25 protein-coding genes are annotated in these 19,988 nt (G+C 68.0%); 21 read left to right on the top strand and 4 right to left on the bottom strand.

What is annotated here, in order from left to right; translation table 11 throughout:
- Positions 1–294 precede the first annotated feature (294 nt).
- Positions 295–549, top strand: coding sequence for a hypothetical protein (locus tag IE118_RS19355; protein WP_189559219.1), 255 nt, complete (start codon positions 295–297; stop codon positions 547–549).
- 117 nt (positions 550–666) lie between these two features.
- Here the strand turns inward: IE118_RS19355 and IE118_RS19350 are convergent, their stop codons facing one another.
- Positions 667–1,269 (bottom strand): TetR/AcrR family transcriptional regulator, encoded by a 603-nt coding sequence (locus tag IE118_RS19350; protein WP_189559218.1) that lies wholly within the window; start codon positions 1,267–1,269, stop codon positions 667–669.
- A gap of 132 nt (positions 1,270–1,401) precedes the next feature.
- On the opposite strand from IE118_RS19350, the gene IE118_RS19345 reads away from it, so the two are divergent.
- From IE118_RS19345 to IE118_RS19335, 3 genes are all read left to right on the top strand, one after another.
- Positions 1,402–1,968, top strand: a complete 567-nt coding sequence (locus tag IE118_RS19345; RefSeq protein WP_189559217.1) for a hypothetical protein — start codon at positions 1,402–1,404, stop codon at positions 1,966–1,968.
- Positions 1,969–2,063: 95 nt separating this feature from the next.
- Positions 2,064–2,372: a hypothetical protein gene (locus IE118_RS19340; protein WP_189559216.1), complete on the top strand. Its 309-nt coding sequence runs from the start codon at positions 2,064–2,066 to the stop codon at positions 2,370–2,372.
- Positions 2,373–3,042: 670 nt separating this feature from the next.
- The gene (locus IE118_RS19335) at positions 3,043–3,504 is read left to right on the top strand and encodes a pyridoxamine 5'-phosphate oxidase family protein (RefSeq protein ID WP_189559215.1); all 462 of its coding nucleotides are present in this window, start codon (positions 3,043–3,045) and stop codon (positions 3,502–3,504) included.
- Between the two features lie 191 nt (positions 3,505–3,695).
- On the opposite strand, the gene IE118_RS19330 is transcribed toward IE118_RS19335, so the two are convergent.
- Positions 3,696–4,538 carry a hypothetical protein gene (locus IE118_RS19330; protein WP_189559214.1) on the bottom strand — a complete coding sequence of 281 codons (843 nt, stop codon included), beginning with the start codon at positions 4,536–4,538 and terminating at the stop codon, positions 3,696–3,698.
- 489 nt (positions 4,539–5,027) lie between these two features.
- On the opposite strand from IE118_RS19330, the gene IE118_RS34080 reads away from it, so the two are divergent.
- The gene (locus IE118_RS34080) at positions 5,028–5,411 is read left to right on the top strand and encodes a DUF6083 domain-containing protein (protein ID WP_229846865.1); all 384 of its coding nucleotides are present in this window, start codon (positions 5,028–5,030) and stop codon (positions 5,409–5,411) included.
- Between the two features lie 333 nt (positions 5,412–5,744).
- Here the strand turns inward: IE118_RS34080 and IE118_RS19325 are convergent, their stop codons facing one another.
- Positions 5,745–6,638: a DUF7687 domain-containing protein gene (locus IE118_RS19325; RefSeq protein WP_189559213.1), complete on the bottom strand. Its 894-nt coding sequence runs from the start codon at positions 6,636–6,638 to the stop codon at positions 5,745–5,747.
- Positions 6,635–6,862, bottom strand: coding sequence for a helix-turn-helix domain-containing protein (locus IE118_RS19320; protein WP_189559419.1), 228 nt, complete (start codon positions 6,860–6,862; stop codon positions 6,635–6,637). The genes IE118_RS19325 and IE118_RS19320 overlap by 4 nt, the downstream gene beginning before the upstream one ends.
- 6 nt (positions 6,863–6,868) lie before the next feature.
- On the opposite strand from IE118_RS19320, the gene IE118_RS19315 reads away from it, so the two are divergent.
- The 16 genes from IE118_RS19315 to IE118_RS19245 all read left to right on the top strand — a co-directional run bounded on the left by IE118_RS19315 (position 6,869) and on the right by IE118_RS19245 (position 19,988).
- Positions 6,869–7,825 carry a DNA adenine methylase gene (locus tag IE118_RS19315; protein ID WP_229846864.1) on the top strand — a complete coding sequence of 319 codons (957 nt, stop codon included), beginning with the start codon at positions 6,869–6,871 and terminating at the stop codon, positions 7,823–7,825.
- Between the two features lie 321 nt (positions 7,826–8,146).
- The gene (locus IE118_RS19310; protein ID WP_189559212.1) at positions 8,147–8,677 is read left to right on the top strand and encodes a type III secretion system chaperone family protein; all 531 of its coding nucleotides are present in this window, start codon (positions 8,147–8,149) and stop codon (positions 8,675–8,677) included.
- A gap of 354 nt (positions 8,678–9,031) precedes the next feature.
- Positions 9,032–9,840 (top strand): IS5 family transposase gene (locus IE118_RS19305; protein WP_373303199.1). Its coding sequence is split into 2 segments (ribosomal slippage): positions 9,032–9,379 and positions 9,382–9,840, totalling 807 coding nucleotides; the frame shifts between segments, so codons are not numbered across the junction.
- Positions 9,841–10,171: 331 nt separating this feature from the next.
- Positions 10,172–11,023: a helix-turn-helix domain-containing protein gene (locus tag IE118_RS19300; RefSeq protein ID WP_189559417.1), complete on the top strand. Its 852-nt coding sequence runs from the start codon at positions 10,172–10,174 to the stop codon at positions 11,021–11,023.
- Positions 11,024–11,115: 92 nt separating this feature from the next.
- Positions 11,116–11,505: an ATP-binding protein gene (locus IE118_RS19295; RefSeq protein ID WP_189559210.1), complete on the top strand. Its 390-nt coding sequence runs from the start codon at positions 11,116–11,118 to the stop codon at positions 11,503–11,505.
- Positions 11,506–11,677: 172 nt separating this feature from the next.
- Entirely contained in the window at positions 11,678–12,529 is an 852-nt protein-coding gene (locus IE118_RS19290; protein WP_189559209.1) for a sigma factor-like helix-turn-helix DNA-binding protein, read from the top strand.
- Complete coding sequence (locus IE118_RS19285; protein ID WP_189559208.1) at positions 12,526–13,347, top strand: integrase; 822 nt, start codon at positions 12,526–12,528, stop codon at positions 13,345–13,347. Before IE118_RS19290 ends, IE118_RS19285 begins: the two co-directional genes overlap by 4 nt.
- A gap of 181 nt (positions 13,348–13,528) precedes the next feature.
- On the top strand, positions 13,529–13,876 hold the full coding sequence (locus IE118_RS19280; RefSeq protein ID WP_189559207.1) for an SCO3933 family regulatory protein: 348 nt from the start codon (positions 13,529–13,531) through the stop codon (positions 13,874–13,876).
- A 5-nt stretch (positions 13,877–13,881) separates the two neighbouring features.
- Positions 13,882–15,249 (top strand): FtsK/SpoIIIE domain-containing protein, encoded by a 1,368-nt coding sequence (locus tag IE118_RS19275; RefSeq protein WP_189559206.1) that lies wholly within the window; start codon positions 13,882–13,884, stop codon positions 15,247–15,249.
- Positions 15,250–15,570: 321 nt separating this feature from the next.
- Positions 15,571–16,281, top strand: coding sequence for a DUF2637 domain-containing protein (locus IE118_RS19270; protein WP_189559205.1), 711 nt, complete (start codon positions 15,571–15,573; stop codon positions 16,279–16,281).
- Between the two features lie 15 nt (positions 16,282–16,296).
- Complete coding sequence (locus tag IE118_RS19265; RefSeq protein WP_189559204.1) at positions 16,297–16,476, top strand: mobile element transfer protein; 180 nt, start codon at positions 16,297–16,299, stop codon at positions 16,474–16,476.
- A 15-nt stretch (positions 16,477–16,491) separates the two neighbouring features.
- Positions 16,492–16,647: a hypothetical protein gene (locus IE118_RS19260; protein WP_189559203.1), complete on the top strand. Its 156-nt coding sequence runs from the start codon at positions 16,492–16,494 to the stop codon at positions 16,645–16,647.
- A gap of 20 nt (positions 16,648–16,667) precedes the next feature.
- Complete coding sequence (locus tag IE118_RS19255; RefSeq protein WP_189559202.1) at positions 16,668–16,970, top strand: SpdD-like protein; 303 nt, start codon at positions 16,668–16,670, stop codon at positions 16,968–16,970.
- Positions 16,971–17,071: 101 nt separating this feature from the next.
- Complete coding sequence (locus tag IE118_RS19250; protein ID WP_189559201.1) at positions 17,072–18,448, top strand: replication initiator; 1,377 nt, start codon at positions 17,072–17,074, stop codon at positions 18,446–18,448.
- Positions 18,448–18,618 carry a helix-turn-helix transcriptional regulator gene (locus IE118_RS34075; protein ID WP_006134823.1) on the top strand — a complete coding sequence of 57 codons (171 nt, stop codon included), beginning with the start codon at positions 18,448–18,450 and terminating at the stop codon, positions 18,616–18,618. The genes IE118_RS19250 and IE118_RS34075 overlap by 1 nt, the downstream gene beginning before the upstream one ends.
- A complete protein-coding gene (locus IE118_RS19245) occupies positions 18,615–19,988 on the top strand; it encodes a tyrosine-type recombinase/integrase (protein ID WP_189559200.1) in 1,374 nt (457 codons plus the stop codon). Before IE118_RS34075 ends, IE118_RS19245 begins: the two co-directional genes overlap by 4 nt.

Genomic DNA, 19,988 nt, shown 5'->3' with positions numbered 1-19,988 from the left:
TGACGGTGCGGCAGGCACCGGACCGCACCGTGCGGGCGGTAGCGGGCCGGGGGCGCCGTAGCCGCCGGGATCGGTTCCGGTTGCCGCCCGCCCGGGACGGGCGCATGCTGAGAGTACTCGCGAACTCGACACCACCTGCGGTGGTTCGCTGGTCGACCTCTACGCGATCGCACGCTTCCGCGCCTGCCCACGAGCGCGAACCCCGACCCCCTCGTCCGGGCGCTGCTCGCCGAAACTGTGGAACGCGACGCCGCGTCCGGGGAGTTCAGCCCCCCCCTGATCCGTGGAGGCGCCATGGAACCGCGAACCGATCTCACTGACGCCCAGCGCGCGGCGTTCGAGCAGAACGAAGCCGAATTCGCCGAGCTGGAGAGCCAGTGGCGCGCGGCACGTGAGGCCGCTGAAGCGCGCCTGCGTGACGCGGACTACGACCCGGGCGGACCCCTGTACTGCTACAGGTGTACCTGCTCGAGCTTCGTTCCGTCCGACGACGACGGCAACGTCTGCGAAAGGGAGTTCTGCCGGCACACGGCGATGCAACATGCCTGAGTGACCCGACCACCGCATCCTGCCCGGCGGGACGGGGCTGCCCACGGTAAGCGGGCCCCGGGCGCCACCTCGCCCCGCCCGCATACGCCGGCCGGACATCCGGCCGACGTGGAGCCGTCATGGCGCGGAACCGGTGCGGTTCCGCATGATCCCCTCGACACCCTCCAGGAACGTCTCAGTCACCAGGCCCGGATCGAAGAGGCAGCCCGCCGCCATGGCACCGTCCCTGAGCATGACGAGGTGCCGGCCGGCCGCGTCGGCGGGCGTGTGGCCGGCCAGTGCCAGCAGCTCCGTGACCGTGGCGAGGAACCACTCGCGGTGGGCGAGCACGGCCCGGTGAATGGGGTGGGCCGGGTCGGGATACTCGGCCACCGCGTTGAGGAAGGCGCACCCGCGGAACCCGGGTGACCGGATGCCGTCGGCGATGGACCGGCAGACGGCCCGGACGTTGTCGTCCGGTGACTCACCGCTGGTCCGCGCGGCCTCGACCTGTCCCCGGATCCCCTGGTCGGCCAGGTCCAGATAGGCGAGGACGAGCTCCTCCTTGCCGGAGAAGTGCCGGTAGAGCGTCGCCCGGGTGACCTGCGCCTCGGCGATGATCCGGTCGACACCGACGGAATGGATCCCCTCGGCGTAGAAGATCCTCGTCGCCGTCGCGAGCAACCTCGCCCGCGCCTCGGACGTACTACCACGCTCTGTGTCCCGACTGCCCCGACTCATGCGGCCGAGCGTATCAAAGCAAAGAGGGAGAACGTTCGGTCTTGACAGTGGACGCGGCAGCCCTCTTGAATCCAGGTAGACCGAACGTTCTCCCTCGCTATTCACTTCGCCCCTCACCTGGAAGGCATCCGCGTGGACACCCTCATCGACACGCTCCCGACCCGCACCGCCGTCCCCAGGGCCCTGCGGAAGCTGTACCTCGTACGCTTCGCCTTCGCCGCCGCCTGGGCCGCCCTGCTGTTCACGACCGCCGACACCCTGGGCCCGCTGAGCGCGACGCTCCTCGTGATCTATCCCCTGTTCGACGTCGGCTGTGCCGTCGTCGACGTCCGGTCCGCCAGGACGCACGCGGGCCCCGTGCGCCACCTGTACCTGAACATCGCCCTCAGCGCCCTCACCGGCGCCGGTCTCGCCATCGCCGCCACGTCCGGCATCCCGGCGGTCCTCCGGATCTGGGGCGTCTGGGCCGTCACCGCGGGCCTCGTCCAGCTCGCCGTCGGCGTCTCCCGGCGGCAACTGGGCGGACAGTGGGCGATGATCGCCAGCGGCGGCATCTCCGCCCTCGCCGGCGCCTCCTTCTTCGCCCAGGCGGGCCAGGACGGCGCCACCCTGACCAACCTGGCCGGCTACGCCTTCCTCGGAGGCGTCTTCTTCCTCGTCTCCGCCCTCCGCCTGGGCCGCACCGGCACCCCCACGTGACCGCGCCCCCCAACCACCGCGGGCCCGGCCGGTGTTCCCCCACACCACCCGGGCCCGCGGTCCCGCTGGCGGCCCCCGCCCCGGACAATGACCCGATGTCCCGTCAGTCCGGCCCCCGCACCGCCGACCCGTGCCCCCGCTGCTCCGACGAAGCGGTCCGCCCGGGCACCCCGCCCTCCACCGCGCGGCCCGAGTCCGTCGGCTACCTCTGCGACCGCTGCGGACACACCTGGTCCCGGCCGGTGGAAACCGACCTGGAGATCCACGACACCGTCCGGGCGGACCTGCCCCACGCGACCCTCTACGGCAGCGTCCACCGACTGGAGGACGACCGCGTCCTGATCCGCGGAACGGCCGGCGACCGGCACCGGTGGGTCGAACGCTGGAGGGTCATCCTCTACTGACCCCTCCCGCCCCTCGCCGACGACCGTCCCACCGACGACGGAGCACCGCCCTCACCGCCACCGCCGACGTCGGACAGGAGCCGCCACATGCCCGAACTCCTCACGCCGCTGGGACCGGTGCCAACGAAGACGCTCACGCCGTAACCGGCGCCGCAGCCGGTTCCTCGCGATCCGCGTCCAGCATTCGTTCCCTGCTCCCACGACCAGCACACACGCGAGGAGGAGAGCCCACACCGCCTGTGCCACACACGTAGCCGACAGTCCGGCCCGCGCACAGCCGTAACTGAGCGCCGCCGACCCGGTGGCCCCCAGGCCCAACACCAGGAAGACCCGCCCCGTCCGATCCGCGACCCGCTGGCCCTGGGCAGCCCACTTCTCCAGGCCCAGGACAAACAAGAAGAGAGCCAGCGCAGCCATCTCGGCACCCGTCAACAGGACCGCCAGCCCGACATCCAGCGTCTGCTTCAGCATGCCCACCATGCTGAAGCAGACGAACAACTCGCCCCTGAGTAGCGCTACTTACCCCTACTGAGTGCACACACACCGCCGCGGCGCCATGGAGCGCATCGGCCGCCGCCGACCACAACCCGGGCCTCCCGCACCTCGGTCGCCGGACGTAGTCCCAGCGCCTCATGCGCTCACCCCGCCTGCGCGACTAGGTTCGGTCGCCATGGAGACCACCGGACCAGTCCGCCGCCCCACGGCGGAGCGCACCCGCGACGCCCTGGCGCGCCTCGCCACCGAGCGCGACATCTGGGTGTCCACGGCGCACCCCGACCACGGCCCGCACCAGGTGCCGCTGTGGTTCCTCTGGGACGGCCGAGCCGTGTGGATGTGCACCAGCGCCACGTCCGCGACCGCACGCAACGTCCGCACGGAACCGCGCGTGCGCCTGGCCCTGCAGGACACCTATGACGTGGTCCTCCTCCAGGGCGAAGCCGAGTGCTTCCCTGCCCGACAGGTGCCCCAGGACGCCGCAGACGCGTTCACCGACAAGTTCGGCTGGGACCCACGCACGGAAGAGGGCACCTTCCTCTACCTACGCGTGCCCCCGAAAACCGTGCGCGCATGGCGCGGCGAACCGGAACTGCGCGGAAGAGTCATCATGCGCAACGGAACCTGGCAGGAATAGTTACCTTTCCCCACACCCCCGTTCGCCCACCCGGGACAAGGCGCCTCACGCTGCCGCCCCCCGCAAACCCAGCCCGCGGCTGCACCGCCGCACGAGACGCGCGTTGCGGCCGCCGATTCCGTCGGCAGCCGCAACGAACTGCGAGCCAGGCACTGCCTGGTGTACTGCCGTGATGCGCCATCCCGAATCGATCATTTCTCAATAGCGCGCACCCCGCTGCTGACCTGCAAACTCGCGAGATGTTTCTCGAGTTCAGCGACGGTCTCCTTCGTCAGCAACGAGCGATTCTCTTCGAGAGTCAGCCGGACACTCTCCCTGATCTGCTGAGGTGTGGGTTTCGGCCCCTCACTCAACTCCAACGACGTGGCATCGCCTTCGATGCGAGCGTCGCGCAGGATCCTCACCTGCTCATCGCTGAAGAGCCTGGCCATAATGGCTGCGGAAAGTCGCGCTGCCGCCTCTTCGCTACTCATGCCGACTCGATGATCTTCACGCTCAGCCGACGCTTCTTGCGGAGCCTCCGTAGGTGCAGGTCGAACCCACGTGGCCGAAGCGGGAGGTGCACTCGGATCGTGAGCGTCGCGAGAACGCGCAAGCTTGTTGCGAACGGATCTCACCAGGGGGAGAGCCTGGTTGCTCCACCATCTCCTGACCCTCGGCGCAGCCCACTCCACGGCCTTGACGAGGGTCACCAGGGCCTCGAGTACCTCCTCGGGGTCCAGTCGCTCACGCGGTCGGGAGTTCGCCTCGCAGTTGCAGTCGGGTTCGTGCGGGTTGAACGGAGGAAGATCCGATGACGAATATTCTTCAACGTCATCATCAGGAATGAACTTCGCATGGCCGACGAGATGCCCGTCGTCGTACAGGTTGTGATGTAGGCCGCCATCCTTGGCCTGGCCAGGAGTCAGGTCATCGGGATATTCGTAGGTGCCTCTGATTTTCGCCATTCGCCATCCCCCTAGAATGCGCACATCACGTGCCCCGGCCGCATCCGACCTCCGGACTCCGGTGACGCAGGCCTTGCCGTCGAGCAAAAGCGGAGTCCACCTTCAGAGCCGGGCCCCTACTGTACTTGTGGCTGCTGACACGTCCCCACGCCTTGCGTGAATACATCCAGCGACTGCGGACAGCCACCGTCTTCCGTCCAACCAGCCGTCCATGCGGTGACCGGGTCCGGGGCGTGGTCACCGATTCGTCGGCCTGCCGGGGCCCGCACACGACGCCCAACGCTGCCGACAAGCGTGGGGGAGTGGTCGGTCCCTTTGACGTGATACTGCGCCTGGAAGGAAGTCCGCACGCACGCAGGCAGCCGTTGTGCGAGCCAAGTGCTCACCGGAGGAGACGGAAGCCCTTCCACTCACAGCAGCCGGAGGTTCCGCCGCATCTCGGCCGAGTACCGCCGACCGTTGGTTGCTGCCTGCACCTGCCGCGTCACGTTTCGCCCCGCCGGCGGACGGCTGTCTCAAGGGTTTCGTCCGGTTCGCGCCCTACGCCTCGACTGCCGGACTGGCGACCCTCAGGGCATGGGGACCTCGGAGGAAGAGCCGCGGCGGCTGGGTGGTGGACGGACCCGCTGCCTGTTCTGCGGGCTGCTGCAGGATCGGGTGGCGACACTCGACCAGGACTGGGTGCTACTGGAGCCGACCATGCATCCGCCGGCTCACACAGTGCCGGCGGAGCACCGATGGATAGAGCTGTCCGATGGACGGGTGACGGTCCACGGGGTGTGCCCGCCAGATCAGTTCCAGCGCTGCCGCATCGAGCACCGTCTAGCCTGCCCGGCACAGCAGCTACCTGATCTGTGGCCGTGGTTGACGAGCCTGCGAGGAGAGAACGCACGGCAGGCGGGACGACAGAACGCCCCGGAGCTACCCCCGCCTCCGGAAGAGTGGCCGAACGCCGGCTGAGGGACACCCCGAACCCGGCCGCTCCGACCCGCACACACCTGCACATACGCGAAGACCCCGTTCTCAGCGTTTCCGCTGGTGACGGGGTCTTTGGGCACCTCATACAGGGTGCCCCCGGCAGGATTCGAACCTGCGCACACGGCTCCGGAGGGCCCTTCGCCTCGCAGGCAAGGCGCTGGTCACAGGCTTCGCCGATGCGAACCGGCTGGTGGCTGTCCATGAATGGTCCACGAGGCAACGCTTCCGGGACGGACCGCCAACAGAGCTGGTGCGGCTGAGGCCCACTGCTTGACGTGCCCCTCAGTGACACCAGCTGATCACTAAATTCAGAGGTCACTGCAGTCCGGGAAATAGAGTGTCGTGCGCGGCTGATGGCGGTTGTGGGACGCGGTACGACGATCGAGTGAGAGCGCAACACTCGCGGACAACCCGGGGCCACTCGGTAAGTACTTCGCGCCCAACGATGAGCTCGTCCAGGAGGCCAGAATAGAGAAGGTCTACCGCCCGCCTAAGGTCTGACTTACGAGAATTCCACTGGTCTCTTCCGTCTATGATTGCATAGTGGTTTACGTGAATGCCCACCTCATCTTCGAAGGTGCGCAGCTCGACACCTACGAGTTGCAACTCGTATATGGCGTCCGACATCTTCGAGCCGCCATTCGTGACTCCCCAGTACTCTTTTATTTCCCAGAGTGCTATAGGGTTCAGAAGGGCGGGCATTGCGCCGTCCAGCCTTCGTGGCGAGACCCAAATGTGCTCGTCTGAGATGATGGCTGCACGGCTTTGCGGTGATGTGTTGACGTCAACCTTGGCTTTAGCGCACTCCTCGTTCAGGACGGCGTCGACGGTGTTGACCAGAACCTTAGATGACCGGTGGTACCCCTCGATCCGGACACCGTAGCTTTCAAGAGCGCGGTCTGACATGGCGATATAATCGCCCTTAGCCTCTTCTTCGGACCGCATCAGCGATAGCAGCGTCTCGGAGACTTCTCGACGCTTGGCCCAGTACCTCGAAAGCTGCCCGAGGTTTTCCGGATTCCTGTTCAAGTAGCCGATCAGACCATCAGCGGCAGACGACTTAACCGACTTCAGTACCGGAATGATCTGCGAAGGGGAAATTCCCTCTGCGTACCGACTGCGTGCCGAAATCTGGTCGGCCAACATCCTTACGACATGCCAAAAAGGGTCGTTCCAACGTTCCGCACCGAAACCCTGTTCACGCCTCATGTGCCCCCCCCCGGGTCATCAACTTCCACCCCGGCCAATAGAGCCGAAGAGCTAACGCCGAGCGCTTGTGCGATCCGCGTGATATTAATTAGGCTGATATTTCGTTCCCCGCGTTCGACGCTGCCGATGTATGTGCGGTGAAGATGCGCCAGGTCTGCCAAGGCTTCTTGTGACAGATTGGCCTCTTCGCGTAGTTTTCGCACACGTCGGCCAAACCTGACCATCACCGCATGATCATCCACAAGGCCTGTACACTGCCCTGCGTGACGACGATGGGTCTACAGACGATGAGTAGCACTCGAGGCGGTGACGGTCGGTCATTCCTCAAGTGGGCAGGAGGGAAGACCAGGTATGCCGATCAGCTAGTGGCCATGGCTCCTCCCTATACCGGTCAGTACTTCGAGCCCTTCATGGGGAGTGCCGCTGTCTTTTTCGAGCTAGGGCCGGCTCGAGCTTCGCTCTCAGATGCGAATGGCGAACTGGTGGTCTGCTTCCAGCAAGTTGCCGAGGATCCGGAGAAAGTAATGGCTCTCCTCGACGAAATGCCCAATAATCGAGAGTTCTATAATCAAATTAGAGCTCGAGATCTCGGCGGTCTTTCCGATGTGGAAAGGGCGGCGCGCGTCATCTACCTGAACAAGACTGGGTTCCGCGGCCTTTGGCGCGTTAATCGAAAAGGTCAGTTCAATGTCCCCTATGGGGAATACGACCGCCCGTACTATAACCGGAATACCCTGCTTCGGGCGTCTGCTGCTCTGCAGAATGTTAAAATCATGAAGCGTGATTTCGCTGAAGCGCTCAGTGAGGCCCAGGCTGGTGACTGGGTATATTTGGACCCTCCGTATATTCCGCTGGGTGGCTGGGCTGATTTCAAGCGGTACACGGCGGAGCAGTTTGGTGGCGAAGAGGATCAGCAGCGCCTTGCGGAAGCAATGCGTAAGGCGAGTGATCGTGGTGTCTTCGTCATGATGACCAACAGTGATACGCCATTGGCTCGGGAGATTTTTGCGGATTTCAAGGTCATTCGCATGGCGACACGGCGGGATATCAATCTAAAGTCGGCGCGCCGTGGGAGTTGGGACCTTGTGTTCACCAACTATGACCTTCCTGCTCCGAGTGAAGATAGTGCGCAAGGCGCCCTTTTTTCCGGGGCTGACATTCCCGGCCCTCGTCGCGATGAGGAGTAGCCAATGCGTTAAAAGGGGAGTGGTCGTGCTGCGTATGCCCGGTGGTGTATGTGATGGAGCGCCCGCGATGAGCCTAGATACCGCATTGCAGCTGTCAGCCTTCCGTTAGCCGATGTCTCTGTTGCATGAGCCGGACAAGATTTTCCTTGACGGGCCCTCAACTGAATCGGTGGGGTATGTCAGGTCTGCATTGGAATGGGTAGCTGGATCGATCTGGATGACCGGATCGAGTCAGCCCTCGGCTGACAGGCCCGTCGGGGCTTGCCACCACCCTCCCCGCATGGGGGAGGATGGCGGGGTTCGTACGAAGGGAAAATTACGGTGAGCATCGACCCGTCCTCGATTCCGAATTTCGGGGGCCAGCAGCCCGAGCCGCAGCCCCAAGGACCGGCGGGCCCCGTCGTCCCGGATCAGGACCTTGTGAAGCAGCTCCTCGACCAGATGGAGCTCAAGTACGTCGTCGACGACGAGGGTGACCTCGCGGCGCCGTGGGAGCAGTTCCGCACCTACTTCATGTTCCGCGGCGAGGACGACCAGCAGATCTTCTCCGTCCGGACGTTCTACGACCGGCCGCACCAGATCGACGAGAAGCCGCAGCTGCTCGAGTCCGTCGACGACTGGAACCGGCGCACGCTGTGGCCCAAGGTCTACACCCACACCCACGACGACGGCACGGTCCGTCTCATCGGTGAGGCCCAGACGCTGATCGGCATGGGCGTCAGCCTGGAGCACTTCGTCTCGTCGACGGTCAGCTGGGTGCGGGCCGCGATCGAGTTCGACAAGTGGCTCGTCGAGCAGCTGGGCCTGGAGAAGGAGATCAACGAGACGGACAACCCCGAAGACGACGAGTAGGCCGCCCCCGGCGGCCACCGCCGGACACGGCGGGCGGCGGGTACCGGCCGGGTGTGCGCCGTCCGCGGGCAGAGCCCGGCCCGGACACCGGCCATCGCAGCCGGCTGCCGGGCAGGGGGTAGAAATCCACTCAACGGGGCCATTGGTTTCCGGTGGGTTGTGAGCTCGCCAGCCTGGTGGACTCTGACGCTCTACGGAGACAGCACACCCGAGGTCGGTGTAGCGACTTTGGCCGGGAGCTGCTTTGGCGCGAGTGATCATGTCCCCTTACGCTGGCCCGCGGATCGGGCAGGCTTGTGGACCTGCCCGTTAGAAGTCATTTCAGTTGGCGTGATCTTGCGGCAGTCTGGGGTGATGACTGCTGCGCTTGTCGAGCGGATGGCGCCGGATGATCTGTGGACTTTGTTCCAGCGGGTAGTGCCACCGGCGCCGGTTCGCCCGCAGGGTGGAGGGCACCGTCGGCGAGGCGACCGCGAGGTGCTGGCCGCCATCATCTTCGTGGCCACCTCGGGCTGCACCTGGAACCAATTGCCGCCGGGGTTCGGACTGTCGGGGGTCACCGCCTTCCGGCGGTTCACCGAGTGGACCGAGGCCAAGGTGTGGGCCAAGCTGCACCGCCTGGTCCTGGACGAGCTCGGTGGCCGGGGTGAGCTGGACTGGTCGCGGTGCGCGATCGACTCCGTCAGCGTCCGGGCCCTCAAAGGGGGCAGCTGACGGGACCGAATCCGACCGACCGCGGCAAGAAGGGATCGAAAATCCACCTCATCGTCGACCGTCAGGGCCTGCCCCTGTCGATTGGCATCTCCGCCGCCAACCTCCACGACAGCCAGGCTCTCATCCCGTTGGTCCGCGGCATCCCGCCCATCCGCTCACGTCGCGGCCCACGACGCCGGCGGCCCGGCAAGCTGTACGGTGACAAGGGCTACGACTACCGCCACCTGCGGCGATGGCTCGCTTCCCGCGGGATCCGGCACCGTCTTGCCCGCAAGGGCATCGAGTCATCCCGCCGCTTGGGCCGGCACCGCTGGGTCGTGGAGCGGACCGTGTCCTGGCTGTCCGGCTGCCGACGCCTCCACCGCCGCTACGAGCGCAAGCCCGAACACTTCCTCGCCTTTACAGCCATCGCCGCGACCCTCATATGCCACCGCAGACTGACCAAGTGAAATGACGTCTTAGTGCCCGATGTGGGGCCATGATCTGCGAGGCTCGCGCCAAAGTGGCTGGCTAAAGTCGCGGAACCGACCGGCCCCAGCCGCCGCGTGTCCTGACCTCATGCTCTGTGTTTTGTCTCTTGGCGGGAGCGAGCGGGCGGCGGTGCCGAGCGGGGCGGAGACATGAGCGCGGGCGCCGTCGGCCGCCCGCTCCCGCCCGGAGGAGCGAAGCGACGACGGGTACTTGAACCAGTAGAGAGAGTTTGAATCACGCTCATGTTGCTGGTCGTTGCTGCTGCTCTTGTGCCTGGTGGCTGCCGGCTCGTGGTGTAGAACCCTGGGTATGGGGAGTGAACGGCGCGAGCGGATGAGGGTGCTTGGGGCACGTCTTCGGGCTCTGCGTGCGGATGCTGGCTTGACGGGTGCTGCTCTGGCACAGCAGGCCGGTGTGGGCCAGCCCACGGTCTCCAAGGTGGAGAACGGGCGTATGGTCCCGAGTTTCGATGTATTGGACCGGTTGTCCCGGGCGCTCGGGCTCGATGAGTCGACCGCCGGTGAGGTCCGCGAGCTGCTGGCTGCGGTTGAGGCTGCTGTGGAGACCGGTTCCGGCTCCGATGGGGACGTCTCCGCGGGACTCGTCGTGGATGAGGCGGTCCGCGGTGCTCGGCTGGTGCGCTCCTTTCAGTGCGTGGTCCTGCCGGCCATGCTCCAGAGTGCCGAGTACGCCCGGCACGTTTTCCTGACGTCACCGGGCCTGGATGCTGAGGCGGTAGGCCGGGCCGTCGCTGCTCGGGTGGAGCGACAGAGCCTGTTGTACGAGCCGGGGCGTGAGTCGGTGTTCGTGTTGACGGAAGCGGTGCTGCGGACATGGCCGGGGACGCCGTCGCTGATGCTCGCCCAGCTCGATCGACTGTTGGCCGTCGAAAGTCTGGACACGGTGCGACTCGGGGTCATCCCGTGGACTCGGTCGGTGCCGGTGCTGCCTCATCATGGCTTCACGCTCTGCGACCGACGGTCTGTCGTGGTGGAGGCGTTCCCGAGTGAGCGGGTCTCCACTGAGACAGACGACCTCGCTCGGTACGAGGAAATGTTCAGCCGGTTCGAGGACGCGGCCGTCTTCGGCGGTGAGGCGCGAGACCTGCTGATGCGGGTGATGGGGGAGTTTCGTGGGTTGGAGACTGCCGTCATCCGGTAGAGGAATAATTCCTCTGTATGCCTAGATTGGTGTCACGAGCGGGAATACCCTGCTCCTCGTGCTGTCTAGCCCTCTAGACGAGGAGTGTTGTCGTGCTCACCAAGTGGTGCCGTGCCTTCCCTGGCCTGCCTGAACAAGTCGCCGAAGCCCGTCACTTCGTAGCTGCCTTACTCGAGGAGTGGGGTTGCGTCGACGAGGGGGCCCTGGTCGTCGGGGAACTGGCGGCCAACGCCGTACGCCACTCGCTGAGTGGCAAGGCCGGCGGTTGGTTCCTCGTGGTCGTCGGCTTCGGTGCGGACTTCGTGCGCATCGAGGTGATCGACCAGGGTGGCGACAGTGCCCCGACGGTGCGGGACGCGGCCAGCCTGGAAGAGGGCGGCCGCGGGCTGATGTTGGTGGCGGCCTGCGCGAAGGACTGGGGTGCCAAGACTCTGCCGCAGGGCTCTTCGGTGTGGGCGGATCTGGTGCGGGAGGGGGCGTGACCGCCTCCGGGCTCCTCCTCCTCGGCCGTCGCCCGGGCGGCAGGGAATGACTCCTCGCGGGGTGCCTCGGCGCCGGTCCGGCCTCCACGTGATTGGCGTCCGGTCGGGCCGGCCACTCCTGCCCGTTTCGTCTAGGGGCCTAGACTCTTGGGTGAGGCAAGGAGGTGAGCACATGTCGGACGAGTTGCAACGGATCATGGCGATCGATGATCCGTACCTGCTCCTGCGTGAGGTCACGACGCGGTTGGCCGACGCACAGCAGGAGGTCACCGAACTCGCTCGGCTGCGGCGCCGCGTGGTGCAGGACCTCCATGCGCAAGGGCTGTCGTACGCGCAGATCGCGGCGAAGGCCGGCCTCAGTCGCGGGCGCATTCACCAGATCCGCCACACCGGTCCGGCGCCCGAGGGTGCGTTCCTCGGGTCGGGCGCCGTCACGGTCGCGACTCCGCTGCGGCGGGACGACGAACGCGGGCGCACGGTCGTCGCCGTGGACGACGTCAGTTCTGGCAAGCGTCTGGAGGACCTGGCACGGTCGTACGGGCTCGCCGTCACCTCCGAACACGTACCGGTGAGCGGAGAGATCGACCTGAACCGTGACAGCCTGGTCGTCGTCTGCGGGCCGCGCATGTCACAGGACATGTGGAACACCTATGCCCAAGACCCCGTGCTGCGCTGGGAGAAGGCGGAAGACGGCCCCTGGACGGTCGTGGACCGGCTCACCGGCACCGTGCACCGGTCGGGACAGGACAGCGATCCGGCCCGGCCGTACGACATCGGCTATCTCGGCCGGCTCCCGCGCCCGGACGGCAAGGGCTCGCTCCTGGCCATCGCCGGTATCCACACGCAAGGCTCGCTCGGAGTCGTCCAGCTGCTCGCCTCCGAACTCAACTCCCTATGGGGACAGGTGGGAGATCGCCGGTTCTCCACGCTGGTAGGGGTCGAGTACGACCCGGAGACCAGTGAACCGCGGTCCGTCGAACTGGTCTGCCCGCTCTACCGTCACGACGAGGAGACGACGGAGTGAGGTTCACCCTTGGTACCTCGCCGTCCACGCCGGACAGCGAGAACGAGGACTTCGCCGCTGCCGCCCCTGATGCCGCCGTACTCCTCGACGGCGCCGGCGTGGGGGGCGCGGAAACCGGGTGCGTGCACGGCGTCGCCTGGTTCTCCGGAACGCTGGGGACGCTGCTGCTCCGCACCCTCGTCGCACGTCCGGCCTGGTCGCTCACCGAGTGCCTGGCCGACTCCATCCGCATCACCCGCTCGCTTCACGAGGACGTCTGCGACCTGGAATACCGGGCCAGTCCGACCAGCACGGTCGTTGCCGTCCGTGCCCGGGACGGAGTGCTCGAACACCTCGTACTCGGTGACTCCTCACTGCTCCTCGCGAACTGGAACGGGAGTTCTTCCGTCATCACTGACCGGCGTCTAGACGCGGTTGGCGCGCGGCTTCGCGGGCCGCTCGACGAGCTGCCCACCGGTTCGCCGGAACACGCCGCCGCGCTGGCCGAGTACCGGGACGCCCTGACGTCTCTCCGGAACCGGCCGGGTGGCTTCTGGATCGCCGGTCCCGATCCGCTCGCGGCCGAGCACGCATTGACCGGCACGGTGCCGCTGGACTCCCTGGCCTCGGTGACGCTGCTGAGCGACGGCGCGACACGGCTGGTGGACCGCTTCGGGCTTGCCTCGTGGGACGAGGCCTTGGCTCTCCTCGACTCCGCCGGCCCGGACGAACTGATCCGCCAGATCCGTAAGGCGGAGGACGGCGACCCTGTCGGCCGGCGCTGGCCGCGGGGCAAGGCGCACGATGACGCCACCGCCCTGCACTGGGCGCTTTCGTAGAGCGCCGGTCACTCCGCAGACACGGCGCTCGTATACCCCCCTAGACAGTTGTCGAGATGCCGCGTTACGGTAGCCGTCAACCCCCCTAGACAGTTGGGGTGGGTTCCTCCCTGCGCTGTCTAGGGGGGTATTCAACGGCTCGGCGTCCGTGACGGACGCCCGATCAAGTGAGGTTCACAGCATGCGTGTCATCCCCGTGGACACCTCGTCCGCCACTCTGCTGGTCACGAAGCTGCCCGAGGTCAAGGTGAGGGACCGGCAGACCGGCGAGGTAGCCGTGGACCCGGTCACCAACGACCGGCTCATGGTCTTGGAGCTGGTGTTCATCGCCCAGGGCGGCTCGGACATGATCAAGGTCACCGTGCCCGAGAAGGGCATCGGCGAGGGCCTGGTCATGGGTGCGCCGGTCTTCCTGTCCGGCCTGGTGGCCCGGCCCTGGGAGAGCGAGTTCGGCGGCCGTGCCCGGCACGGTATCGCCTACCGGGCGGACGCCGTCATGGTCGGCACTTCGGCTGCGGCGCAGGGCTGAGCATCATGACCGATGCCCTGTGGGTTCTGGTGCCGGCACTGCTGGCGGTGGCCGCGCTGGTTTCGGTGCGCCGTCGGCTGCCGGTCCTGTTCTGGTGGCTGGTCGGGTATCCGGCCGTCGCGCTGCGGGTGCTCGCCACGTACCGGGCCACCATGGACGCTTGCGGCCTGACGGTGCCCGCCTCGGCCATGCGCCGGGCCACCGCCCGGATGATCGGGCGGCAGGCTGCTCCCGTACCGCCTCGCCACTCGCTGCCGCTACCGATTGGGTCCGGGCTCGTGATGCGGCTGCGCATGGCGGCCGGGCAGGCGCCCGAGGACTTCAGCGCCTCGGCCGACCGGCTGCGGCACGCCTGGGGCGCGCACGCCGTGCACGTCCGTCCCACCAAGCCGGGGCGGCTGGAGCTGCGGTTGGTCGGCTGGGACGTCCTCGCCGACGTCCGACCTCCTCGGCGGTGGCTGCGGACCGAACCGCTGTCCCTGTCGCTGGCGCTGCGCGAGGACGGGCACTGGCACGTTCGGAACTTTCGCACCGTGCCGCACGAACTGATCCTCGGCGCCACGCAGTCCGGCAAGTCCGTGTACCTGCGCAACCTGCTGTGCGGGCTGGCCCGGCAACCCGTCGCGCTCGTCGGCATCGACTGCAAATGGGGCGTCGAACTGGCGCCGTTCGCGCCCCGGTTGTCGGCACTCGCCGACACGCCGGATCGTGCGAACGACCTCCTGGACGTCCTCGTGGAGGAGATGGAGGCACGGTTCCGCCTGATCGGCATGACGGGCGGGACCGGTCCGGACGCCGTGCTCACCTCGGACGTCTGGGGCCTGCCGGAGAAGGCGCGGCCGGTGCCGGTCGTGGTCGTCGTCGACGAGGTCGCCGAACTCTTCCTCGCCGCGAGCAAGGACGACGAGAAGCGGCGGGACGCCATGGTCACCAAGCTCATCCGCCTCGCCCAGCTCGGCCGCGCGGCCGGCATCTACCTGGAGGTGTGCGGACAGCGATTCGGCGCCGAACTCGGCAAGGGCGCCACCATGCTCCGCGCCCAGCTCACCGGACGGGTCTGCCACCGCGTCAACGACGAGACGTCCGCCAACATGGCGCTCGGCGACATCGCGCCGGAAGCGGCGCTGGCCGCCACCTCCATCCCGGCCGAACGGCCCGGCGTCGCGGTCGTCGGCGACTCCTCCGGCGGCTGGTCCCGCGTCCGCTCGCCCCACCTCACCCTCGACGACGCGGCGGCCGTCTGCCGCGACACCTCCGGCCTGGTCCCGGAACTGCCCCGCCTCGACGCCTTCCGGCCCGTCGTCGCCCCGGAGCCCGCCGGGCCTTTCTCCTCTGCTCCTGCGGTGCCCACCGCTCGCCCGGTCACCGAGTAACCGCACTCCCTCTCCCACGGCCGGCGTGACCGCCTCGCGCCATGTCCCTGCCCCTCCCATGCCCGAAACCGGAAGGAAGCCCTGTGTCACGTCCCTCCATCGCCGAAGTCAGCGCGCTCATCGCGGACCTGGCCGCGCTCCGGCAGAACCGGACCTCTGCTGAGTACGCCGCGCTCATGGACCGTAAGGCGGATCTGCTGGAGCGCATCGCCGACCACACGCCCGGCGACACCGAGGCCGCCGGAGGTGGCCCGCCTCGCCCGCGAGCGCGCCGACTCGCTCAAGTCCACCGACTGATCACGCCGGAAGGAGACCGAGCCGATGCGTGCCCACCTGGCCCGCGTGGACGCCGTGATCGTTCAGGCCGTCATCGCCGGTGCCCTGTCCTTCTCCCACCTGCACGACCTCGCCGCAGCGGCCGGACAGGACGGCTGGAAGGCGTGGGCCTACCCCGTGAGCGTCGACCTGCTCCTGGTCGCCGCCTGGCGCCGGATGCGCCAGCAGCAGCGAGCGGGACAGGTGGCCGGCGGCCCGCGGCTGTGGTTCCTGGTGGCCCTGGCCGCGTCCCTCGGCGCCAACGTCGCCACGGCCGGGCTCCTCGACCTGGACGACGTACCGGCCTGGCTCCGCGTGACGGTCGCCGGCTGGCCCGCCATCGCCTTCTTCGGCGGCACGCTCCTGGCCCACGCCCCGCACACCCCGGAAACACCGGCGGCCCCGGCCCCCTCGGCAGCGGACACCCCTGCGGAGCCGCACGCCGTTCCGTCTGCCGTCGACCGGCCCGACCGTGAGGCGCTGCCGTCGTCCTCCGCCGACCCCGGGCCGGCTCCGGAGTCCGCTGCCGAACCGGTCGCGACTCCGACCCCCGCATCCGCTTCCGTCGTCGCCCTGCCACCCGCCCTCGTCGACCGCGTCCGCACCCTGGCCGAGGAACACCGCTCGACCACCGGCCGCCCCGCCGATCCCGACGCCGTGCGCGCCCGGCTCGGCCTGCCCCCGTCCATGACCGCATCCGTCGCCGCTCACCTCTGAGGGAGGAGCACCACCATGCACCGCCGCTTCCGCAACGTCCGCCGCATCGGACCCGTGAACGTCGCCTCGTACGTCGATCGCGGCCGGAACCGCCACCTGGCCGCCTGCACCGCGCCCCGCTGCGACTTCTCCGCCGAGTACGACAGCCGCGCCGCCGCCGAACTGGCCGCCCGTACCCACTGCTGCCCGGCCTGACAGGAGACCACCGCCATGGACGTTCCGCTCTGGCTCGCCCTGCTCGTCGTCGGGGTTCTCGGCGTCAAGCTCATCCGCCCGCCCTGGTGGCTCATCGCCGTGCTGCTCGTCGGCGGCTACCTCCTCGCCGACAGCCTGCTCGCCCCCGTCATCGACCCCGTCCTCAAGTGACCCGCGAAGGGAGAGCGTTCATGTTCCGACCGAAGGTCCCGACCATGCCGCAGCCCACCGGCCCGGTCGCCCCGCCCACCGTCGAACCGGCCACCATCACACCGGGGGCCCCGGCTCCGCCGCCGGCCCCCGTCACTCCGGTCCCGATCCGCCTGGCCGTCCGGCTCACGCCCGGCACCGCGCTCGCCCTGGTCGGCGGCGGTACCGCCGTGGTCTTGGTCGTCGGCGCCGTCCTGGTCTCCATGCTCCTCGCTGTCGCTCTCACCGCCACGTCCGTGGCCGTGTGCGCCGTCGTCATCCGCTCCGTCCTCCCCCGCCGCTGACCCCATCGCTCCACCCGCCCGGCCTGCCCCTGCTGTCTAGCCCCCTAGACGGGTCGGGCGTTCACACCGTACGTCCGCTCTTTTCAAGGAGGAACCCGCACATGCGTCCTGCGGTTGAGACCGCAGCCATCCGCCAGCTGGCAGCACTCGCCCGGCACGGCGACCTCAGCGTCTACGCCCGCCAGATCCAGCGCCTTGGCGGCTGCGAGCGGCCCGTCCGGATGCAGGGCCACCGGCTCGACGTCCACGCTGCCACCGGGGAGATCGTCCGTGAGATCGCTGACCGTGACCTCCCAGCCGGACAGCTCCTCATCCGCTGCAACAACCGCCGGGCCACCCGGTGCGCCGCCTGCGCCGAGATCTACCGCAAAGACACGTTCCACCTCGTCACGGCCGGGCTGAGCGGCGGCAAGGGCATCGGCCCGTCCGTCGCCCAGCACCCGCGCGTCTTCGTCACCTTCACCGCCCCATCCTTCGGACCCGTCCACAACCGCCCCGGCGGCGGCCGGTGCCGCTGCGGACGCCTCCACTCGGATGACGACCCCGCCCTCGGCACGCCCCTGGACCCGGACCGCTACGACTACCGCGCGGCCGTCCTGTGGAACGCGCACGCCGGGGCCCTGTGGGGCCGCTTCACCACCTACCTGCGCCAGCACCTCGCCTCCCGCGCGGGCCTCAGCCGCTCGGCACTGCGCCACTGCCTCAAGGTCTCGTACGCCAAGGTCGCCGAGTACCAGCGGCGCGGTGCCGTCCACTTCCACGCCGTCATCCGCCTCGACGGCCCGGACGGCGCCGAGGACGCCCCGCCGGCCTGGGCCACCACCGAACTGCTCACCGACGCGATCGGCTCGGCGGCCCGGACGGCCGAGGCACCGGGCCCGGTCCTCGACGGCCACGCGTACGCCTTCCGCTTCGGTGAACAGCTCGACCTCCGCCCCATCCGCTCGGCGGACTTCGCGGGCACCTCGGAACTGTCCAGCCGCGCCGTGGCCGCCTACATCGCCAAGTACGCCACCAAGGGCGCTGAAACCGCGGGCACCCTCGACCGGCCCATCCGCAACCCGATCACGGACCTGATCGGCTCCGGCGTCACCGACCACGCCCGGCGCATGATCCTCACCTGCTGGCACCTGGGCGCCCTGCCCGAACTCGAAGACCTGCGCCTGCGCAAGTGGGCCCACATGCTCGGCTTCCGCGGCCACTTCTCCACCAAGTCCCGCGCCTACTCCGTCACCCTCGGCGCCCTTCGCCAGGAACGCGCCGACCACAACGAAGCCCTCACCCGCGAACGCGCGGCCGAGGCCGGCCACCCGCTGCCCGACCCGGACACCGTGCTCGTCCTCTCCCACTGGCGCTTCGCCGGCACCGGACTGACCGCTGCAGAACACCTCATCGCTCACGGCATCCCCTCACCCGCAGCCCTGACAGACGACGACACGGAAGGAGAACCGGCGTGGACCACCGACGTGACGAATTGATGACTGTCCCGCAGATCCTCGCAGAGCTGGGTGGTGTATCCCGCCGTACTTTCTACCGGTGGCGAGAGCTGGGGCAGGGCCCCGCTGCGTTCAAGCTGCCCAATGGGGAGCTCCGGGTGTGGCGGAGTGACTTCACCGCCTGGCTGCGTCAGTTGGAGGCGGCGGCATGAAGTCTCTCGACGTAAAGGTGTGGGGTGTCCGGAAGAGGAACACCAAGAAGTCGTCCTATGACGTCCGGTGGACCGTTGCCGGGAACGTGTTCTCCGAACAGTTCCGCACCAAGGGGCTTGCGGACCATTACCGTTCCAAGTTGCTTCGCGCCGCTCATGTCGGCGAAGAGTTCGACACAGAGACAGGGCTACCCGATTCGATGGTCGAAAAGGCAGCCTCGATGACCTGGTACGCCTTCGCTCTGAAGTACCTCGCCATGAAGTGGCCGCACGCGGCGCCGAACACGCGCAATGGGATCAATGAGGCCCTGACCGCCGTGACGATGGCCCTTCTTGAGGAGCATCCGGGGCAGCCGTCCGAGGAACTGATCAGGAGGGCGCTTCGCAACTGGGCCTTCATCCTTCCCGGGCCGGACGAGCGCGAATTGCCGACCGAGATCGCGAACACCTTGCACTGGGTGGCCAAGGCATCGCGTCCGCTCTCGGACCTCGGTGACGCCGCGATCGGCAGGGCCGTCCTGGATTCGCTCAAGCTGAAGCTCGACGGGACAGCAGCAGCCGCGGAGACCGTCCGGCGCAAGCGTCGGACGCTCGTCAACGCGCTGCACTATGCAGTGGACCTCGGGGAATTTAAAGAGAACCCGATCACGGGCATCCGTTGGAAGAAACCGAAGGTGGCCGGGGAAGTCGACCCCCGGGTGGTCGCCAATCCCGCGCAGGCCCGTTCCCTGCTGACTTCGGTCTCGTATGTCGGTGGGTACAGCCGGGCGCGTGGTCGCCGACTCGTCGGCCTGTTCGCCTGCATGTACTACGGGGCCTTGCGTCCGGCTGAGGCCGTCGGCCTCACCGATGCGGACCTGAAGCTTCCCGAGGCCGGCTGGGGGACGGTACTGCTGAACCGGACGCGCCCCAGTGTCGGCAAGCAGTGGACAGACTCCGGCGAGACCCACGACGACCGGGGCCTCAAGAACCGGCCGGCGGAAGAGGTCCGGCTCGTGCCGATCCCGCCCCAGCTCGTCACCATCCTCCGGCAGCACCTCGATACCTTCGGCACCGCCGAGGACGGGCGGCTGTTCACCAACGAGCGTGGGGGAGTGGTCGGCTCCTCGACGTACTACCGCGTCTGGCAGGAGGCCCGTGCGCTGGCGCTCCCGCCGGCCGCGGTCGCCTCTCCGCTCGCTGCCCGACCGTACGACCTCCGGCACTCGGCACTGTCGACCTGGCTCAACTCCGGGGTGGACCCGACGGAGGTCGCCGAGCGTGCGGGCAACAGTGTGGAGGTCCTGCTGAGCCGCTACGCCAAGTGCATCGACGGACGGCAGGAGATCGCCAATCGCAAGATCGAGGAGTTGTTGAGCGAGTACGAGTGA

Origin of the sequence: Streptomyces pilosus (assembly GCF_014649835.1) — a bacterium.
Taxonomy (GTDB): Bacteria; Actinomycetota; Actinomycetes; order Streptomycetales; family Streptomycetaceae; genus Streptomyces; species Streptomyces pilosus.
Note: the sequence above shows the minus strand (reverse complement) of the source record. Positions and strands in the feature narration are given on the sequence as shown.

Bases quoted from the DNA above. Each gene is read 5' to 3' on its own strand.
- IE118_RS19245 (WP_189559200.1), top strand. From the start codon at position 18,615: ATGAAGTCTCTCGACGTAAAGGTGTGGGGTGTCCGGAAGAGGAACACC.
- IE118_RS19335 (WP_189559215.1), top strand. From the start codon at position 3,043: ATGGAGACCACCGGACCAGTCCGCCGCCCCACGGCGGAGCGCACCCGC.
- IE118_RS19350 (WP_189559218.1), bottom strand. From the start codon at position 1,269: ATGAGTCGGGGCAGTCGGGACACAGAGCGTGGTAGTACGTCCGAGGCG.
- IE118_RS19275 (WP_189559206.1), top strand. From the start codon at position 13,882: ATGACCGATGCCCTGTGGGTTCTGGTGCCGGCACTGCTGGCGGTGGCC.
- IE118_RS34080 (WP_229846865.1), top strand. From the start codon at position 5,028: ATGGGGACCTCGGAGGAAGAGCCGCGGCGGCTGGGTGGTGGACGGACC.
- IE118_RS19250 (WP_189559201.1), top strand. From the start codon at position 17,072: ATGCGTCCTGCGGTTGAGACCGCAGCCATCCGCCAGCTGGCAGCACTC.
- IE118_RS19355 (WP_189559219.1), top strand. From the start codon at position 295: ATGGAACCGCGAACCGATCTCACTGACGCCCAGCGCGCGGCGTTCGAG.
- IE118_RS19265 (WP_189559204.1), top strand. From the start codon at position 16,297: ATGCACCGCCGCTTCCGCAACGTCCGCCGCATCGGACCCGTGAACGTC.
- IE118_RS19290 (WP_189559209.1), top strand. From the start codon at position 11,678: ATGTCGGACGAGTTGCAACGGATCATGGCGATCGATGATCCGTACCTG.
- IE118_RS34075 (WP_006134823.1), top strand. From the start codon at position 18,448: ATGACTGTCCCGCAGATCCTCGCAGAGCTGGGTGGTGTATCCCGCCGT.
- IE118_RS19260 (WP_189559203.1), top strand. From the start codon at position 16,492: ATGGACGTTCCGCTCTGGCTCGCCCTGCTCGTCGTCGGGGTTCTCGGC.
- IE118_RS19300 (WP_189559417.1), top strand. From the start codon at position 10,172: ATGGGGAGTGAACGGCGCGAGCGGATGAGGGTGCTTGGGGCACGTCTT.
- IE118_RS19325 (WP_189559213.1), bottom strand. From the start codon at position 6,638: ATGAGGCGTGAACAGGGTTTCGGTGCGGAACGTTGGAACGACCCTTTT.
- IE118_RS19255 (WP_189559202.1), top strand. From the start codon at position 16,668: ATGTTCCGACCGAAGGTCCCGACCATGCCGCAGCCCACCGGCCCGGTC.
- IE118_RS19270 (WP_189559205.1), top strand. From the start codon at position 15,571: ATGCGTGCCCACCTGGCCCGCGTGGACGCCGTGATCGTTCAGGCCGTC.
- IE118_RS19340 (WP_189559216.1), top strand. From the start codon at position 2,064: ATGTCCCGTCAGTCCGGCCCCCGCACCGCCGACCCGTGCCCCCGCTGC.
- IE118_RS19315 (WP_229846864.1), top strand. From the start codon at position 6,869: ATGATCATCCACAAGGCCTGTACACTGCCCTGCGTGACGACGATGGGT.
- IE118_RS19320 (WP_189559419.1), bottom strand. From the start codon at position 6,862: ATGGTCAGGTTTGGCCGACGTGTGCGAAAACTACGCGAAGAGGCCAAT.
- IE118_RS19280 (WP_189559207.1), top strand. From the start codon at position 13,529: ATGCGTGTCATCCCCGTGGACACCTCGTCCGCCACTCTGCTGGTCACG.